Origin of the sequence: Streptomyces sp. NBC_01428, assembly GCF_036231965.1 — a bacterium.
Classification (GTDB): domain Bacteria; phylum Actinomycetota; class Actinomycetes; order Streptomycetales; family Streptomycetaceae; genus Streptomyces.
In genome coordinates this window covers 7777901-7794953 of sequence record NZ_CP109499.1, presented here as the reverse complement: position 1 = coordinate 7794953, position 17053 = coordinate 7777901, and the positions used below count along the sequence as shown (strand labels likewise).

Annotated in this window: 15 protein-coding genes and 2 pseudogenes; 10 read left to right on the top strand and 7 right to left on the bottom strand. The window is 72.4% G+C overall.

All coding sequences use genetic code 11. The annotated features are described in order from the left end of the window. Window positions 1-6 precede the first annotated feature (6 nt). The 6 genes and pseudogenes from OG406_RS33925 to OG406_RS33900 form a co-directional block, all read right to left on the bottom strand. Window positions 7-975, bottom strand: coding sequence for an alpha/beta hydrolase (locus OG406_RS33925; protein ID WP_329189426.1), 969 nt, complete (start codon window positions 973-975; stop codon window positions 7-9). Further along, a complete protein-coding gene (locus tag OG406_RS33920; RefSeq protein ID WP_329189423.1) occupies window positions 972-2108 on the bottom strand; it encodes a branched-chain amino acid ABC transporter permease in 1137 nt (378 codons plus the stop codon). The genes OG406_RS33925 and OG406_RS33920 overlap by 4 nt, the downstream gene beginning before the upstream one ends. Next, on the bottom strand, window positions 2105-2992 hold the full coding sequence (locus OG406_RS33915) for a branched-chain amino acid ABC transporter permease (RefSeq protein ID WP_267050128.1): 888 nt from the start codon (window positions 2990-2992) through the stop codon (window positions 2105-2107). The genes OG406_RS33920 and OG406_RS33915 overlap by 4 nt, the downstream gene beginning before the upstream one ends. Window positions 2993-3177: 185 nt before the next feature. Continuing rightward, a pseudogene (locus tag OG406_RS33910) lies at window positions 3178-3879 on the bottom strand (ABC transporter ATP-binding protein); the annotation flags it as partial. Beyond that, window positions 3876-4712, bottom strand: a complete 837-nt coding sequence (locus OG406_RS33905; RefSeq protein ID WP_329189421.1) for an ABC transporter ATP-binding protein — start codon at window positions 4710-4712, stop codon at window positions 3876-3878. The pseudogene OG406_RS33910 and the gene OG406_RS33905, both read right to left, overlap by 4 nt. 4 nt (window positions 4713-4716) lie before the next feature. Next, complete coding sequence (locus OG406_RS33900; protein WP_329189419.1) at window positions 4717-5952, bottom strand: substrate-binding domain-containing protein; 1236 nt, start codon at window positions 5950-5952, stop codon at window positions 4717-4719. Between the two features lie 290 nt (window positions 5953-6242). Between OG406_RS33900 and OG406_RS33895 the strand changes: the two are divergent. Further along, window positions 6243-7001 (top strand): annotated as a pseudogene (locus OG406_RS33895) (CoA transferase subunit A); the annotation flags it as partial. A 176-nt stretch (window positions 7002-7177) separates the two neighbouring features. Beyond that, entirely contained in the window at window positions 7178-7870 is a 693-nt protein-coding gene (locus OG406_RS33890) for a CoA transferase subunit B (protein ID WP_327410354.1), read from the top strand. A 67-nt stretch (window positions 7871-7937) separates the two neighbouring features. Here OG406_RS33890 and OG406_RS33885 read toward each other — a convergent pair whose 3' ends face one another. Beyond that, complete coding sequence (locus OG406_RS33885) at window positions 7938-8495, bottom strand: hypothetical protein (RefSeq protein WP_329189417.1); 558 nt, start codon at window positions 8493-8495, stop codon at window positions 7938-7940. Window positions 8496-8633: 138 nt separating this feature from the next. Between OG406_RS33885 and OG406_RS33880 the strand changes: the two genes are divergently transcribed. The 8 genes from OG406_RS33880 (at window position 8634) to OG406_RS33845 (ending at window position 17049) form a co-directional block, all read left to right on the top strand. Further along, the gene (locus OG406_RS33880; protein WP_329189416.1) at window positions 8634-9524 is read left to right on the top strand and encodes a TIGR03620 family F420-dependent LLM class oxidoreductase; all 891 of its coding nucleotides are present in this window, start codon (window positions 8634-8636) and stop codon (window positions 9522-9524) included. Between the two features lie 330 nt (window positions 9525-9854). Beyond that, window positions 9855-10943, top strand: a complete 1089-nt coding sequence (locus OG406_RS33875) for a hydrogenase expression protein HypE (protein ID WP_081223086.1) — start codon at window positions 9855-9857, stop codon at window positions 10941-10943. A 50-nt stretch (window positions 10944-10993) separates the two neighbouring features. After that, entirely contained in the window at window positions 10994-12775 is a 1782-nt protein-coding gene (locus tag OG406_RS33870; RefSeq protein ID WP_329189414.1) for a nickel-dependent hydrogenase large subunit, read from the top strand. A 25-nt stretch (window positions 12776-12800) separates the two neighbouring features. Continuing rightward, entirely contained in the window at window positions 12801-13712 is a 912-nt protein-coding gene (locus OG406_RS33865) for a NifU family protein (protein ID WP_327410351.1), read from the top strand. Further along, the gene (locus OG406_RS33860) at window positions 13709-14404 is read left to right on the top strand and encodes a DUF5947 family protein (protein WP_266853949.1); all 696 of its coding nucleotides are present in this window, start codon (window positions 13709-13711) and stop codon (window positions 14402-14404) included. Before OG406_RS33865 ends, OG406_RS33860 begins: the two co-directional genes overlap by 4 nt. After that, on the top strand, window positions 14401-15042 hold the full coding sequence (locus tag OG406_RS33855; RefSeq protein ID WP_164374715.1) for a DUF6084 family protein: 642 nt from the start codon (window positions 14401-14403) through the stop codon (window positions 15040-15042). The genes OG406_RS33860 and OG406_RS33855 overlap by 4 nt, the downstream gene beginning before the upstream one ends. Before the next feature lies 1 nt (window position 15043). Continuing rightward, window positions 15044-16492 (top strand): hypothetical protein, encoded by a 1449-nt coding sequence (locus tag OG406_RS33850; RefSeq protein WP_329189410.1) that lies wholly within the window; start codon window positions 15044-15046, stop codon window positions 16490-16492. Further along, complete coding sequence (locus tag OG406_RS33845) at window positions 16489-17049, top strand: hydrogenase maturation protease (protein ID WP_266853954.1); 561 nt, start codon at window positions 16489-16491, stop codon at window positions 17047-17049. Before OG406_RS33850 ends, OG406_RS33845 begins: the two co-directional genes overlap by 4 nt. Window positions 17050-17053: the final 4 nt, after the last annotated feature.

The window sequence follows — 17053 nt, the reverse complement described above, 5'->3', positions numbered from 1 at the left end:
GCACGGTCACCTTGACGACATGTCGACCCGCCCGTCCGTTCCCGGGTCGGCGGCCGCGTCCAGCAGGTGCTGTGCCACGACCCGGGCGCCTTCGTCGCCGATGAGGATCGTGTAGTGGTTGGTCCCGGTGACGAGGCGCGGGCGGACCCGTTCGGGGTCGAGGCCCGCCGCGGCGAGCCGCCGCTCGTCGTACAGTCCCTGCGGCTCGTCCATCAGTCCGCGCTCGGCCCACAGCAGTACCGCGGGCCGGGGTAGCCGGCGCACCGCGCCCGACACCTCCTCGCGGAACTGGTCGACGCCGTCGACGCGGACCGCCTCCAGGCTGCAGGCGGAGCGCAGTTCGGGCTCCTCCCCCACGAGATCGCGCTGGACGTAGGCGTCCACCCACGGCGACCAGCAGTCGGCGAAGGCGGGATGCCGCCGCCAGAAGGCGCGGTAGGCCTCGCGGTCCGGGAACGTCGCCGACAGCCTCCGCATGGCAGGGCCGATCACCGCGGTGAGCAGCTCGTCGGGGTTCAGCCCGGCCGGGACGGGGAAGCCCACCCCGCCGTCCACCAGCAGCAGGGCCGTCGTCAGGTGCGGGTGCCGCACCGCGGTCAGGGCCGCGGTGAAGGCTCCCATCGAGTGGCCGGTCAACACGACCTTTCCCAGGCCCAGTTCGTCCACCACAGCGGCCATGTCGTCGGCGTGCGCGGCGATGCCGTACGGGCCGGGCAAGCGCCCGCTGCGACCCCGCCCCCGCAGGTCCGGCGCCACCAGGGTCATCCGTCCGGCCAGATGGTGGGCGACGCGCGCCCAGCTCAGGCCGTTGGCCGTGATGCCGTGCAGCGCGAGAGCCACCGGCGCTGCGGGATCGCCGGCGGGCCAACGCGACACGGCCAGTTCGCCGCCGCGCACCGGCACCCGCAGTTCCTCGCGTGCCGGTGCGTCCCCGTCCTTCCGGACGACGGCGTCGTCCCGGGGAGCGTCGCTCATGCCGTGACCGCCTCCTCCGAGCCGGAGGGGGCACGGGTCGTACGGGCCGCACGCAGCCGCGCCGGCAGTCGCACCACGCCGCCGGGCAACAGGTAGATCGCCGCGACGAACAGCGCCCCGAGCAGGAACAGCGGCTGTGAGAGCGGCGCCCGCACCACGGCGGGCAGGGCGGTGACCGTGTCCGAGCCGGCCAGGTCGCCGAGCCGATGGTCGGCCCAGGTGTAGAGGATGCCGCCGATCATGGGACCCCATCGGGTTCCCGAACCGCCGAGCACCACCATCACCAGCAGGGAGAGGGTGAAGTCGGAGGTGGTCGTCTGCGGAGTGGCGCCGCCTGTCAGCAGCAGGTACACGATGCCGCCGAGCGCGGCCAGGGTGCCGGCCAGGACGAAGGCGGCCAGCTTGAAGCCGTACGGACGCAGGCCCAGTACCTCCACCCGGCGTTCGTTCTCCTTGATGCCCTCCCAGACCCTGCCGACGGGCGAGCGGACCGCCCACTGCACGACGGCCAGCACGAGGACGAGGTAGGCCAGGGCGATCCAGTACAGGCCGGCGGTGTGCTGGATGCCCACCAGCGAGGCGGGCAGCCCGTCGGCGGGCGCCGCCCTGCCCTCCTCACCGCCGGTGAAGCCGCCGGGGTCGCGCTGCACGAGAATCGAGCCGGCCTGGGCGAAGGCCAGGGTCACCATGGAGAACGCGATGCCGCCGACCCTGAGACCGACCGCGCCCAGCAGGACGGAAAGGGCCGCACCCGCGAGGAGTCCCAGCAGCGCGGACACGGCGAACGGCAGGCCCGCTTCGAGCATCACGATGTCGGTGACGTACATGCCGGCGGCGAAGTACAGCGCGTGCCCGAAGGAGAGCAGACCAGTACGCCCGAGCAGCAGGTCGTACCCGGTGGCCAGCGCGCCGAACACCAGGCACAGAGCCAGCAGTTGAAGGTTGCCGGGGCTGCCGATCGGACCTTCGAGCAGGACCGGCAGAGGCAGCGCGCTGAAGGGGACGGTCAGGAGGATCGCCAGCAGCAGGGCGGGCCACCAGCGGACGGCACGCCGTAGTCGGGCGGCTCCGGCGGTACCGCTTCCGTCCTCCGCGCGGGCCCGTCGGCCACGGGGCTGGGTGACGATGGTCATGCGAGCCTCCCGGTGAGCCCTCGCGGCCGGACGAGCAGCAGGGCGGCGAGCAGGACGACGACGGCGAGGTCGCCGAGTCCGGCGGTGGTGTAGTAGTTGGCGAACTGCTGGACGAGGCCCACGGCCACCGAGGCGAGTGCGGCGCCGGTGAGCGAGCCCATGCCGCCGGTCACGACGACCACGAAGGCGAAGATCAGCAGGGAGGTGCCTTGTTCGGGGTCCACGGAGCCGAAGTAGAGGCCGCCGAGGGCACCCCCGAGGGCCGCCGCCCCTCCGCCGATGGCGAAGACCAGGGAGAAGGCGCGCCGCACGTCGATACCGAGTGCGGTGACCATCGCCCGGTCCTCCACTCCCGCGCGGACGACGAGTCCGTGCCGGGTGCGGCCGAGGAACAGCCGGAGCGCGGTCAGCACCAGCAGCGCGGCGGCGATCAGTACCAGGCGGTTGAGCGGTACTTCGGCGCCGAGCAGGCCGAAGGTGCCGGAGAGTGCCTCCGGTCCGGGGAAGGGCCGGGCGTCGGACCCCCAGATCGCGGACAGCAGCGCCGGGACGGCCAGACCCACGCCCACCGTCGCGAGGATCTGTTCGCGCGGTCGCGTGTACAGCGGGCGGATCACGGCGAGTTCGAGCAGGACGGCGGCGACGGTGCCCACCGCGGTGCCGAAGGCGACGGCGAGCGCGAACCCGGCCCCGCCCGGTCCGGCTCCGGGCAGGTGGCCGGACGCGGCCCACCAGGTGCCGTAGGCGCCGACGGACAGCAGGGCGCCGTGGGCGAAGTTGAGCACGTCCATCAGACCGAAGATCAGCGACAGTCCGGAGGCGACCAGGAAGTACAGGGCGCCCAGGCCGAGGCCGGTGAAGGTGAGCAGTACGACCGTGGGCATCAGGCGTCCGCCTCCGGGAGTCCGGCGGCGGGACGCGCCGCGCTGTGAAAGGACGGACGGACGGGCACCTTCACGGTGCCGCCGTGACCGCCGCGGTCGCTGGAGTCGCCGTGACCGCCATGGTGGCCGTGACCGCCATGATGGCCGTGACCGTCATGGTCGGCGATGCCGCCGGGGCCCGCGCTGCCGACACCGAGCAGCCGACGGGCCGCCTCGGCGTCGGCGAGGAGGTCGTCGGTGGAGCCCCGGTGCGCCGTGCGCCCGTCGGCGAGGACGACGCAGGTGCGGGCGAGGCGGCGCACCACGGCGAGGTTCTGTTCCACGAGCAGCACGGGCACCGCCTCGGCTGCGCGCTCGATCGCCTGGGCGACCTCGGTGACCACCTTGGGCGCCAGCCCCTTGGTGGGTTCGTCGGCGATGATCAGCCGGTTGCCGTTGAGCAGGGTCCGGGCGATGGCGACCATCTGCTGCTGTCCGCCGGACAGCGTGCCGGCGGCCTGCCGCGCACGGCGCCTCAGCTCGGGGAACAGTTCGTGCACCAGGTCGTAGTCCGGTTCGCCCGCACCGGACCGCTCGGCGAGGCGCAGGTTCTCGGCCACGGTGAGAGCGGCGAAGACTCCGCGGTCCTCGGGCGCGTAACCGACGCCCCGGCGCACCAGGGCGTGTGTGGCCAGGCGCACGGTCTCCTCCCCGGCCAGCAGCACGCTTCCGGTGCGCGGAACGAGGCCGAGAATGCCGCGCACCGTGGTCGTCTTGCCGGCTCCGTTGCGGCCCAGCAGCGCCGTGGTGCCCGTGGCGGCGACCTCCAGGTCGACGCCGTGCAGGATGTGCCCGCCACCGATCACGACCCGCAGGCCACGTACGGCCAGCAGGGGCGCCGGGGTCACAACCCCTCCCCGAGGTAGGCCTGTTGGACGGTGGGGTCGGCCATGACGGCCTGCGGCGTGTCCAGCGCGAGGAGCGTGCCGTGGTGCATCACGGCCACCCGGTCGGCCAGTTCCAGCAGGACGTCCATGTGGTGCTCGACCATGAGCACGGTGCGTCCCTCCTCCTTGTGCAGCGAGCGGATGAGCGCAGTCAGCGCGGGAACCTCCTCGGCACTCACGCCCGCCATCGGTTCGTCCAGCAGCATCAGCCGGGGCTCGCCGACGAGCAGGACCGCGAGTTCGAGCTTGCGTTTCTCGCCGTGCGAGAGAGCCTCGGCGCAGGACTCGGCGCGGTGGGCGAGCTGGGTGCGGGCGAGGACCCGGTCGACCAGTTCCGGGTAGGTGCCGGCACGGCGCCAGACACGGTACGAACGGCCCTCGGCGGCCTGGGCCGCGAGCCGCACGTGGTCGGCGACCGTCATCCCCGGCCACAGGCTGGAGGTCTGGAAGGTGCGCCCGAGACCGCGCCGGGCCCGGGCGTAGGCGGCTTCCGTGGTGACGTCGCGGCCGTCCAGTTCGATCGTGCCCCGGGAGACCGGGCCGATCCCGCTGATCAGGTTGAACAGGGACGTCTTGCCGGCGCCGTTGGGCCCGATGAAGGCGAGGAACTCGCCCGGTCGGACGTCGAAGGAGACGGAGTCGACGATCGTCGCTCCGCCGACCGTCCAGCCGATGTCGCGCAGCCGGAGCACCGGCGCCGCGACGGTGGGGGCCTCCGGGGCCGCGACGGTGGGGGCCGCCCGGCCGCCCGGGGCGTCGGCGGCGCCCGCCGATGTCGTGTTCGAGGAGGACATCCGCTCAGCCCGCCGTGCCGGCGGCCGGGGGTGCGACCTCGGTGCCCGGGATGCTGTCGGTCAGTTCGGGCCGGACGGCGCTGCCGTGGCCCTTGAGCCGGGCGGTGAACATCGGCTGCAGCAGGGCGTGGTCCTCGGCGCGGACCTGCTCCCTGCCCTTGGGCCCGTCGAAACTCCAGCCCTCCAGCGCCCTGGCCATGGCCGCGGTGTCGGTGGCGCTGCCGGACTCGATCGCGTGGACGATCATCTGGGCGGCCGTGAAGCCGTCCGGGCTGAACAGGTCGGGGGTGCCGCCCGCCTTCGTGATGCCGTCGAGCATGGCCTTCTCGACCGGGTTGCCGCCTCCGGCGCCCGGGAAGTAGTGCGCGAGGAAGGCGACCTTGGAGCCGGCCGATCCGAAGACCGGGTAGGAGGCGGTGCCCGCGAGGCCGGTGACGACCTTGCTCGCGTCGAGCACACCCTGCTGGCTCAGCGCGGTCCACAGGGCGGGGGCGTTGGAGCCCGCCCAGGCGACGAACACCAGGTCGGGCTTCCCTGCTCCGGTCCGGCGGGCGAAGGGTGTCAGGTCGGTGGCGCTCGGCGGGGCCAGCACCGAACCGACATGCGCGCCCTTCCTGCCGAGGACGGCCTTCACCGCGGCCACGTTGGCCTGCCCGAACGCCGAGTTCTGCGCGAGCACGGTGACCTTCTTGCCCCGGGCGTCGCCGAGCAGGGTGCCGGCGGTGAGGATGTCCTGGTACGACTGCCGGCCCGAGCGGAAGGTGTAGGCGTTGACGCCGGTGACCGCGTCGGTGGCGGCCGGACCGCTGAGGTAGAGCACCTTGTTCTGTGCGGCCAACGGCGCCACCTGCAGCGCCACACCCGAGTCGGTGGTTCCGGCGAGGACCTTGTACCCCTTGCCGACCAGGGACTTGGCCGCGGCGACGGCCTTCGCCGGGTCGCCCGCGTCGTCCCGTTCGGTGACCTCGATGGGATGGCCGCCGGCCTTGTTCGTCCCGTGCGTGGCGTAGGCCAGCCCCGCCTTGAAGCCCTCCTCGTACTGCTTGCCGTAGGCGGCCAGGAGACCACTGCGTGAGTAGACGAGCCCCACCTTCACGGCGGCGGCCTTGCCGCCCGAGCCGGCGGACGCGGTACCGGCGGTGCCGGCCGAGGAGCACCCCGCGGCCAGGGCGCCGACGGCGAGGAGGGCGAGTGCGCGCAGGGATCTGCTGCTGAAGGTGTCCGTGAGGCTGGAACGCATGACGATCGGCTCCTGACGGGATGTCGCCGCCTCCGCGGGGGTTCCGCCGGCCTTGTCCAGGGCGGCAGACCGGTCCACGACGACGGGCGTGCTGCGTGATGGCCGGAACCCTAGGAGCGCCGTACGACGGGCGGCATGTCGTCCGTCACCGCTCTTTGCCGCCCCGTCATGGCACCGGCCCACATGGCCCGGGACCGACGGTGCGGGCAAAGCTGAGGAGCACCCCGTCCCGGCCGCGTTGTCGTGGGCGGGGCGGGCCGACGAACGGAACGGACCCCTGTGAGGAAGGAATCGGCATGGACAAAGTGGTGACCGCTGCCGCGCGGGCAGTGGCGGACATCCCCGACGGGGCGACCCTCGCGGTCGGCGGTTTCGGCCTGTGCGGCATCCCGTCGACGCTGATCGCGGCGCTCTCCGCCACGAGCGTGTCCGGCCTGCGGATCGTGTCCAACAACTGCGGTGTGGACGACTGGGGACTCGGTCTGCTCCTGCGGGCCGGCCGTATCGCCCGGATGACCTCCTCCTACGTGGGGGAGAACAAGGAGTTCGCCCGTCAGTACCTGTCCGGTGAACTGGAGGTGGAGCTGACACCGCAGGGCACTCTCGCCGAACGGCTGCGGGCCGGCGGTACCGGAGTGCCCGCGTTCTACACCCCGGCCGGCGTGGGGACCCAGGTCGAGGAGGGCGGCCTGCCGTGGCGGCACACCCCGGACGGCGGCGTCGCGCTGGCCTCTCCGCCCAAGGAGACACGGGAGTTCGGTGGCCGCCGCTATCTGCTGGAGGAGGCCATCAGCACCGACTTCGCGCTGGTACGGGCGGAGGTCGCCGACCGGCACGGAAACTGCGTCTTCCACGCGGCGGCCCGCAACTTCAACCCGCTGTGCGCGATGGCGGGACGGGTGACCGTCGTGGAGGCCGAACGCATCGTCGAGGCCGGTGCACTGCCGCCGGACGCCGTCCATCTGCCCGGCGTGTACGTGGACCGGGTCGTCGCCGTCGACGCCTCGCTGGACAAGCGCGTCGAGCGCCGCACGGTGCGCCCTGCGCGCGGTCGCGCGGAAGCGGCCGTACCCCCCGACGGAGCAGACGACCGGGGCGCCGGGGCAGTCACCTCACGCACCGAAGCAGACGAACGGGGCGCCCAGGCCGTCGTCCCGCCCGCCGAAGCAGACAACCGGGGCGCCGAGGCCGTTGTCCCGCCCGCCGACTCCGAGGAGAAGTGACCATGCCGCTCGACCGCGACCAGCTCGCCGCCCGCGCAGCCCGGGAGTTGCGCGACGGCCAGTACGTCAACCTGGGCATCGGCCTGCCCACCCTGATCCCCAGTCACCTGCCGGCCGGGGTACACGTGGTGCTGCACTCGGAGAACGGCATTCTCGGCGTGGGTCCCTACCCGTACGACGGCGAGGAGCACCCCGATCTGATCAACGCCGGCAAGGAGACGGTGACCACCCTCCCCGGTACCGCCTATTTCGATTCGGCCCTCTCCTTCGGCATGATCCGGGCCGGCCGGATCGACGTCTCCGTGCTCGGGGCGATGCAGGTGTCGGCCCGCGGCGACCTCGCCAACTGGATGATCCCGGGGAAGATGGTCAAGGGCATGGGCGGTGCGATGGACCTCGTCCACGGTGCTCGCCGGTTGCTGGTCGTGATGGAGCACACCGCCAAGGACGGCAGTCCCAAGGTGGTCGAGGAGTTGAGCCTTCCGGCCACGGGGCGTCGGGTGGTGGACCGGGTCATCACCGATCTGGCCGTCATCGACATCACGTCCGAGGGGCTGCGACTGGTCGAGACCGCTCCGGGTGTCACCGTGCGGGAGGTCCTGGCGGCGACCGACGCCACGCTCCTGGTCGATGAGGGCCTGGAAGATCCCGCACCCGCGCCCGCGGCCCCTGCACCCGCACCCGCACCCGCCTGAGCCGATCCGGCCGAGGGACGGCGTCCGGAACCCCGGCCCGCGCCACGGCCGGCTCCGATGCTTCGGGTCAGCACCCGCTGCGTTTGGGGGTGAACTCCATGCGGACCGACTTGTCCGTGCCGATGGCGGCGTCGTAGGTGGCCCTGCTGACCTGGTACCAGACGTCGTCCTGCTTCGCGTGGCCGCCGAGATCGTCCAGGCTCACACACCACCGCTCCGGCCGGAGCACGCGCGTGTAGGTCTCGGTGCCGCTGCGGACCTGCCTGCAGGTCTTGGACCGCTCGGTGGAGTACCAGGTACGGGTGCGCCGCTTGGTGCCCGACCCGGAACTCTTCGTGTGCTTGACCCGCCGCGTGGCCGTGGTGCACTTCCTGGTCATGTGCGGCCGGGTGGCCCGGGTCGTCTTCGCGGCGAGGTGGCGGATCTCGTCACGGAGGCCGAAGACGATCGCGTCCGTGGTGGTCGCCGGGTCCGGCCGGGACTTCTCGGCGCCGCTCCCGCTGCCCTGGTCGACGCCGGCCGGGCGGTCCGTACCCTGGTCGCGGGCGTCACTGCCGCTGCCGCACGCGCCGAGGCCGGATATCAGAACCGCCACCACCGCGGCCGTCACAAGTCGCTTGAACATGTCTTCCTCTGTGATCAACGGCCCGCGGCACAACGGCGGTCGGCCGCTTTCCCCGGTTCGTACGTGGCCCGGTCGGCCGATCGAGCGCATCCTCGGCCGCGGGGGAACAACGGCCTCGGGGCCGCAGTTGATCACAGTATGACTTCCGAGACACGCGAGGCATTCGGACGGATCGGCATCTGGAGCGGCGCCCTGCACGCGTCGCGGGTGGACGAGGCGGGCAGGGCGGCGATCGTCGAAGCCGTCGCCGAGCTCGAAGACCTGGGGTACGGCACGCTGTGGATGGGAGGCAGCCCCTCCCCCGAGGACGCGGCGGCCCTCGTCGCCGCCACCCGCAGGGTCACCGTGGCCACCGGCATCCTGAGCATCTGGGAACACGGAGCCGAGGAGGTGGCGGCCCGTGTCGCGGCGATCGACGCGAGCGCGCGGGGGCGTTTCGTCCTCGGCCTCGGCGTCAGCCACGACAAGTTGGCCCCGCAGTACGCGAAGCCGTACAGCGCGATGGTGGACTATCTCGACGCCCTCGACGAGGCGGCGCAGCCCGTGGACGGTGGACACCGGGTTCTCGCGGCCCTCGGCCCGAAGATGCTGCGGCTCGCGGCCGATCGGTCGCTGGGAGCCCACCCGTATCTCGTCACCGCCGAGCACACGGCGGAGGCGCGCGAGGCGCTCGGGCCCGACGCACTGCTCGCGCCCGAGCTGTCCGTCGTCCTCGACCCCGACCTCGACCGGGCGCGCACGACCGCACGGGGCATGCTGGAGACGTACCTCCAACTGCCCAACTACACCAACAACCTGCTGCGTCTGGGCTTCACGGAGAGCGACTTCGAGGACGGCGGCAGCGCTCGCCTCCTCGACGCGCTCTTCGCCCTCGGCGACGCCGAGCGGGTGGGGGCCCGCGCCCAGGAGTACTTCGACGCCGGCGCCGATCACATCGCGTTCCAGGCGCTGACCGCGAGCGAGGGGCGCGCCGGCCTGCCCCGGGCGGCCTGGCGCGAGCTGGCCTCGGTCTTCGCCGACCGGCTCTAGCGGGTCGTCCGGCGGACGCCACGCCGGCACCGCCCGCAGCCCGCAGCCCGCAGCCCGCAGCCCGCAGTGACGGATGTCGGGAGACGGGTGCGGGCGACGGGCGACGGGCGACGGGTGGAATTCTCTTCACCCGGCGCCCGCACCCCCTCACGCGGTCGCGTCGGGCGGTCGCGTCATGCGGTCGCGGGCCCGCCCGCCGCGCCTGCCCCGGCCGGTGCGCGGAGACGATAGGGCCCGTTCGCACTTACCTGCGGGCTCCGCGGCGGTCACCATGGGAGAGGCAGTTTGGCCACCTTTTGGCCGGATTCAGCCCCTTTCCCAGGAGGGCTCATGGACGCCCCGACCGCGACGACGACCGATCCCGTCGCCCAGGACGACGCGCAGGACCCGACCGACCCCACCGTTCACATCCTCTGGATCAACGCCGGGCTGAGCTGCGACGGGGACTCCGTGTCACTGACCGCCGCGACCCAGCCGAGCATCGAGGAGCTGGCGCTCGGCGCCCTGCCGGGACTGCCCAAGGTGGCGGTGCACTGGCCGCTGATCGACTTCGAGTGCGGCCCCGTGGAGGGCGCCGACAATTTCGTCGAGTGGTTCTTCAAGGCCGACCGCGGGGAGCTGGAGCCCTTCGTGCTGGTCGTCGAGGGGTCCATCCCGAACGAGCGGGTCAAGCCCGAGGGCTACTGGTGCGGCTTCGGGGACGACCCGGAGACGGGTCAGCCGATCACCACCAGTGAGTGGCTGGACCGGCTCACACCGAAGGCGCTCGCCGTCGTGGCCATCGGCACCTGCGCGACGTACGGCGGGATCCACGCGATGGCCGGCAACCCGACCGGGGCGATGGGCGTGCCGGACTACCTGGGCTGGGAGTGGAAGTCGAAGGCGGGCATCCCCATCGTCTGCATCCCGGGCTGCCCGGTGCACCCGGACAACGCCTCGGAGACCCTGCTCTATCTGCTCTACCAGGCGGCGGGCGCGGCGCCCATGATCCCGCTGGACGAGGAACTGCGCCCGACCTGGCTCTTCGGTGCCACGGTGCACGAGGGCTGCGACCGCGCCGGCTACTACGAGCAGGGACAGTTCGCCACCGAGTACGGATCCCCCGAGTGCCTGGTCAAGCTCGGCTGCTGGGGTCCCGTGGTGAAGTGCAACGTGCCCAAGCGCGGCTGGATCAACGGCGTGGGCGGCTGCCCGAACGTCGGCGGGATCTGCATCGCCTGCACCATGCCGGGCTTCCCCGACAAGTTCATGCCGTTCATGGACGAACCGCCGGGCGGCCACGTGTCCGCGACGGCGAGCGGTATCTACGGCTCGGTCGTGCGGCGGCTGCGGCACATCACCGAGAAGACCGTCGAGAAGGAACCCAAGTGGCGTGGGAAGGGCGAGAAGCTCACGACCGGCTACAAGGCCCCGTGGTGACCGCGGTCATCCGCTGAGCAGGACACCCGACAGGAAGGCGGCGCGGCACCATGGCGACGGCGACGAACAAGCCGGCCGGTGACGGCCTCACGGAGATGTCGTGGGACCCGATCACCCGCATCGTGGGCAGTCTCGGCATCCACACCAAGATCGACTTCAAGGCGAAGCGGGTCGCGGAGTGCTACAGCACCTCGTCGGTCTTCCGTGGGTACAGCGTGTTCATGCGCGGCAAGGACCCGCGCGACGCGCACTTCATCACCAGCCGGATCTGCGGGATCTGCGGCGACAACCACGCCACCTGCTCGGTGTACGCGCAGAACATGGCGTACGGGGTGGCGCCCCCGGCCCTCGGCGAGTGGATCATCAACCTCGGTGAGGCCGCGGAGTACATGTTCGACCACAACATCTTCCAGGAGAACCTGGTCGGCGTGGACTACTGCGAGCGGATGGTCCGCGAGACCAACCCCGGCGTGCTCGAACTCGCCGAGCGCACCGAAGCCCCGCACGCCGCCGACCACGGCTACCGGACGATCGCCGACATCATGCGCTCGCTCAACCCGCTGGAGGGCGAGTTCTACCGCGAGGCCCTTCAAGTCAGCCGCTACACACGGGAGATGTTCTGCCTGATGGAGGGCCGCCACGTGCACCCCTCCACGCTCTACCCGGGCGGGGTCGGCACGGTCGCGACGATCCAGCTCTTCACCGACTACCTGACCCGGCTCACCCGCTACGTGGAGTTCATGAAGCGCGTCGTCCCGCTCCACGACGACCTCTTCGACTTCTTCTACGAGGCACTGCCCGGCTACGAGGAGGTCGGCCGGCGCCGGGTGCTGCTCGGCTGCTGGGGCGCGCTCAACGACCCGGAGCACTGCGACTTCCAGTACGCGCACATGGAGGACTGGGGCCGGCGGATGTTCGTCACCCCGGGAGTCATCGTCGACGGCAAGCTCGTCACCAACAGCCTGGTGGACATCAACCTCGGCATCCGCATCCTGCTCGGCAGCTCGTACTACGAGGACTGGGCGGGCATGGGGAAGTTCGTCGAGCGGGACCCGCTGGGCAACCCTGTGGACGAGCGGCACCCGTGGAACCAGCACACCATCCCGGCGCCGCAGAAGCGCGACTTCGACGACAAGTACAGCTGGGTCATGTCACCGCGCTGGTTCGACGGCAAGGACCACCTCGCCCTGGACACCGGCGGCGGCCCGATCGCCCGGCTGTGGTCCACGGCCCTGTCCGGGCTCGTCGACATCGGCTACATCAAGGCCACCGGGCACAGCGTGCAGATCAACCTGCCGCGCACCATGACCAAGCCGGAGATGGCCCTGGAGTGGAAGATCCCGCAGTGGAGCAACGCCCTGGAACGCAACAGGGCCCGCACCTACTTCCAGGCGTACGCCGCCGCGGCCGCCCTCTACTTCGCCGAGCAGGCGATGGAGGAGATCCGCGCCGGCCGCACCCAGACCTGGGAGAAGTTCGACGTGCCGGACGAGTCGATCGGCTGCGGCTTCACCGAGGCCGTGCGGGGCGTGCTGTCCCACCACATGGTGATCAGGGACGGCAAGATCGCCAACTACCACCCGTATCCGCCGACGCCGTGGAACGGCAGCGTGCGCGACAGCTACGGAACACCGGGTCCGTACGAGGACGCGGTGCAGAACACCCCCATCTTCGAGGAGAACCCGCCCGAGACCTTCAAGGGCATCGACATCATGCGGGCCGTCCGCAGCTTCGACCCCTGTCTGCCGTGCGGCGTGCACATGTACGTCGGCGGCGGGCGGACCGTCGAGGAGACGCACATGCCGACCGGGCTGAGCGGACTGGCGGTCTGACCTTCCTCAGGAGAGGTGCTTGCCGATGGCCGGACAGGAGACGGGTGCGCGCATCGAGGCGCTGCTCGACGAACTGGCACAGCAGGCGGGACCGGAGGCACGCGACACCGCGGACGAACTGGTGCGCTCTCTGGTGGAGTTCTACGGCGAGGGCCTGGAACGTGCGGTACGGCTGCTGGGCGCCGCGCCGCACGGCGCGGACCCGCTCGCCGTGCTCACCGCCGACGAACTGGTCAGCGACCTGCTGATCCTGCACGACCTGCATCCCGAGGACACCGCGACCCGGGTGGGCCGGGCCCTCGACAAGGTCCGGCCCTATCTCGGCTCGCACGCGGGCGACGTCGAGGTGGCCGGGCTCGACCTGGAGGCCGCGGACGGCCCGACGCTGCGGCTGAGACTGCGCGGCAGCTGCGACGGCTGTCCCTCCTCCACCCAGACCGTGCGCTGGACCATCGAGGAGGCGGTCGCCCGGATCGCCCCCGAGGTCGCGCACATCGAGGTCGAGGGCGTGACCGAGGAGGAGGCGCAGCCGGCCCTGCTCCAGATCCTCCCGCATCCCCCGGACGACGCGCCGGCCGCCGCGGGCCCACCGGAGCGTGCGGACGGCGAGGCCCACTGGTACCTCCTGGGTCCCGGCGCACTGCCCTCGGGCGAACCGTCCACCGGCGTCACCGAGGTGTCCGGCCGCGCCCTGCTCCTGGTCCGGCTGCCGGGCCGGTTGCTCGCCTACCGCGACCGCTGCCCGGTGTGTGCCGCGAGCCTCGCCCCCGCGGTGCTCGACGGCGAGTCGCTGCGCTGCGCGGAGTGCGCCGCCACGTTCGACGTGCACCGGGCGGGACGGGGCGACCGGGCCCACCTGGAGCCCGTGCCGCTGCTGGAGGAGGACGGCGAGGTACGGGTGGCGTTGCCCGGCGAGCTGCTGGGGGCGGGACCGTGACCGCCGACGTGCTGAAGCAGTTCACCCGCCGGCCGCCCCCGGCCGGTGAGCGCTGCGACCTGTGCGGTGAGCCGCTGCCGGCCGAGCACCGGCATCTCGTCGACACCACGCGGCGGTCCCTGAAGTGCGCCTGTCCGCCCTGCCACCTGCTGTTCACCCGGCCCGGGGCGGGGCAGGGCCGCTTCCGGGCCGTCCCCGCCCGGTACCTCACCGATCCCGGGTTCGAACTGGAGGAGACGGACTGGAACCGGTTGCAGATCCCCGTCGCGCTCGCCTTCTTCTTCCGCAACTCCGGCCTCGACCGGCTCGCGGCCTTCTACCCCAGTCCGGCGGGCGCCACCGAGAGCGAACTGGACCCGCGGACCTGGGACGCGGTCCTCGGGCGCAGCCGGCTCGCCGACCTCCTCGAACCGGACGTGGAGGCACTGCTGCTGCACCACGAGCGCGGCACCCCGGTGACGTGCACGCTCGTTCCGGTCGACGTCTGCTACGAACTCGTCGGACGGATGCGCCTGCACTGGAAGGGCTTCGACGGCGGTGCGGAGGCACGCGCCGACATCGCGGAGTTCTTCGATCGGATCACGGCGGCCGCCCGGCCCCTGGAGCCGGACCGCTCGACGGCCGCCGGTTCCGGATCGCCCTCCCCGGCGGAGTCCGGGACCACGGGCACGCCCTCCGGGGGGACTCCGTGACCGATCTCCGCTTCACCTGCACGGGTGTGCGCCCCGAACCCTTCGGCGCCGGGCCCACGCTGCTCTTCGGGCTGCGCATCGAGGAGGCCGACCACCAGCCGGTGCACGCCGTCGCGCTGCGCTGCCAGATCCGTATCGAGCCGGCGGGACGCGCGTACGACCCGGACGAAGTCGGCATGCTGGGCGATCTGTTCGGCGAGCCGGACCGCTGGAGCAGCACCCTCAAGCCCCTCCAGTTCGCCCACGCCTCCATCACCGTGCCGGGGTTCACCGGCGCGACGGAAGTCGACCTCCCGGTGCCGTGCACCTATGACACGGAGGTTGCCTCGGCCTCGTACTTCCGGGCGCTGTCCCGCGGGGAGATCCCCCTGCTGCTGCTCTTCTCCGGCACGGTGTTCACCGGCCGCGACGGATTCCGGGCCGAGCCGGTGCCCTGGCACAAGGAGACCGCGTACCGGATGCCGGTGGACGTGTGGCGGAACATGATCGAGCAGTACTTCCCCAACTCGGGCTGGCTGCGCGTCCGGCTCGACGTACTGGACGCGCTGCGGCGCTACCGGTCCTCGCGGGCGCTGCCCTCCTGGGAGCGGGTCTTCGAGGAACTCCTCGCGAGCACCGAGGCGAAGGGGGTCGAGTGAGATGAGGAACCCGCTGGAGTACGGCTTCGAGCAGGCCCGCGCGGTGGCGGACGCGGTGCTGTTCGAGGGGTACGTCCTCTACCCGTACCGCGCGTCGGCCGCGAAGAACCAACTGCGCTGGCAGTTCGGCGTCCTGGTGCCGCCGGCCTGGACTGCCACCACCGGGGAACACGCCGTCCAGCGCACCGAATGCCTGCTGGAGCCACGCGACGGCGACCGGCTCCACGCCGAACTGCGCTTCCTGCACGTCCGGCGGCGCACGGTCGAACGGCTCGACCCGGACGGCGGCTACACCGAGGTGCCGGAACTGGAGCTGCCCGACCGGGTGTTGGTCCCCTGGGACGAAGGACACGAGGAGCGCGTCCTGGTCCACGAGACCTTTGCCGAACTGACGGGAGATCAGGCCGCCGCGCACGCCGTGCGGTTCGACCTGCCGGCCGCCGTCGAGCACGAACCGGTGACCGACGCCGAGGGCCGGACGGTCGGCCGGCTGGTGCGGCACCGACAGCGGCTGACCGGTGAACTGCGGCCGCGGACCGAGGAGTTGCCCGGCCCCTACCGGGTGCTGCGGCTGACGGTGAGCGTGCACAACACCACCGCCGCGGACGAGGACGCCGGGAGCGACCGGGAGACGGCCCTCACCCACAGCATGATCGGCGCCCATCTGCTGCTCGGTGTGCCCGGCGGACGGTTCCTGTCACTGACCGATCCGCCCGAGTGGGCCCGGCCGCTCGTCGCGGGCTGCTCGAACGACCACACCTGGCCGGTGCTCGCGGGACCGCCCGGCACCGAGGACGTCCTGCTCTCCTCGCCGATCATCCTGGAGGACCACCCCGCCGTCGCCGACGAGAGCCCGGGCCCCCTCTACGACGCCACCGAGATCGACGAGATCCTCTCCCTGCGCACGGCCGCCCTCACCGAGCGGGAGAAGCGCGAGGCCCGCGGCACGGACGCACGCGCCGCGGAGGTCATCGACCTCGTCGACGACATGCCGGAGGCCGTCCGGGAACGCCTGCACGGGGCGATCCGGGGCCTGCGCGACATCACCGGAGAAGACCCTCCGGGCGAGCCGCCGGCCGGGGCGGACAGCGGGCTGACCCTGCCGGAGGGCCCCGGGCACCCCTGGTGGGACCCGACGCGGGACCCCGACGGCCCGGAGGTCCCGGACGGCGTGGTCATCGACGGCGCGACGGTACGGGCCGGCAGCCGGGTCCGGCTCACACCCGGCGCCCGCCGCTCCGACGCCCAGGACTCCTTCCTCGTCGGCCGGCACGCCACGGTCGAGGCCGTGGTCGGCGACCTCGACGGCGAGACCCACCTCGCCGTCGTCGTGGACGACGACCCCGGCACCGACCTGCGGCGCGCCCAGGGCCGCTTCCTCTACTTCAAGCCCGACGAGGTGGCTCCCCTCGGGGACCGGCCGCGGGACGGGAAGGAGGCGGCGCCATGAGCGGCACCGGATCCACGGAACCGCACGGCGCGGCCGCGCCCGACGACACCGGGCAGGTCCTGGTGGCCGGGGTGGGCAACGTGTTCCTCCAGGACGACGGTTTCGGCGTCGAGACCGTACGGCGCCTCTCCGCCCGCATGCCCGAACTCCCGCCCGGCGTCGAGCTGATGGACGTCGGCATCCGCGGGGTGCACCTCGCCTACCGGCTGCTGGAGGGCTACCGCACCCTCGTCCTGGTGGACCTCGTCGGCCGGGGCGGCACACCGGGCACGCTCTACACGATCGACGTCGGCCCGGAGCCGCCCGCGGAGCGGCCCGCACCGGGCCCGCTCGACACCCACGCGATGGACCCGGCCACCGTGCTGGCGCTGCTGCACGACCTGCACGCCGGGGCGGGCGGCACCCTTCCCGACGAGGTGTACGTCATCGGCTGCGAGCCCGGCGCGACGGACGAGGGCATGGGTCTGACGCCCCCGGTCGCCGCGGTCGTGGACGCCGCCGCCGACCTGGTGCTGGACCTGGTGCGCCGCGACAGCGCCGTACCGCAGAGAGGCTGACGAC

Excerpts from the sequence above, each read along its gene's own strand:
- OG406_RS33925 (WP_329189426.1), bottom strand. The coding sequence starts at position 975 with ATGAGCGACGCTCCCCGGGACGACGCCGTCGTCCGGAAGGACGGGGAC.
- OG406_RS33920 (WP_329189423.1), bottom strand. The coding sequence starts at position 2,108 with ATGACCATCGTCACCCAGCCCCGTGGCCGACGGGCCCGCGCGGAGGAC.
- OG406_RS33915 (WP_267050128.1), bottom strand. The coding sequence starts at position 2,992 with ATGCCCACGGTCGTACTGCTCACCTTCACCGGCCTCGGCCTGGGCGCC.
- OG406_RS33905 (WP_329189421.1), bottom strand. The coding sequence starts at position 4,712 with ATGTCCTCCTCGAACACGACATCGGCGGGCGCCGCCGACGCCCCGGGC.
- OG406_RS33900 (WP_329189419.1), bottom strand. The coding sequence starts at position 5,952 with ATGCGTTCCAGCCTCACGGACACCTTCAGCAGCAGATCCCTGCGCGCA.
- OG406_RS33890 (WP_327410354.1), top strand. The coding sequence starts at position 7,178 with ATGCCGCTCGACCGCGACCAGCTCGCCGCCCGCGCAGCCCGGGAGTTG.
- OG406_RS33885 (WP_329189417.1), bottom strand. The coding sequence starts at position 8,495 with ATGTTCAAGCGACTTGTGACGGCCGCGGTGGTGGCGGTTCTGATATCC.
- OG406_RS33880 (WP_329189416.1), top strand. The coding sequence starts at position 8,634 with ATGACTTCCGAGACACGCGAGGCATTCGGACGGATCGGCATCTGGAGC.
- OG406_RS33875 (WP_081223086.1), top strand. The coding sequence starts at position 9,855 with ATGGACGCCCCGACCGCGACGACGACCGATCCCGTCGCCCAGGACGAC.
- OG406_RS33870 (WP_329189414.1), top strand. The coding sequence starts at position 10,994 with ATGGCGACGGCGACGAACAAGCCGGCCGGTGACGGCCTCACGGAGATG.
- OG406_RS33865 (WP_327410351.1), top strand. The coding sequence starts at position 12,801 with ATGGCCGGACAGGAGACGGGTGCGCGCATCGAGGCGCTGCTCGACGAA.
- OG406_RS33850 (WP_329189410.1), top strand. The coding sequence starts at position 15,044 with ATGAGGAACCCGCTGGAGTACGGCTTCGAGCAGGCCCGCGCGGTGGCG.
- OG406_RS33845 (WP_266853954.1), top strand. The coding sequence starts at position 16,489 with ATGAGCGGCACCGGATCCACGGAACCGCACGGCGCGGCCGCGCCCGAC.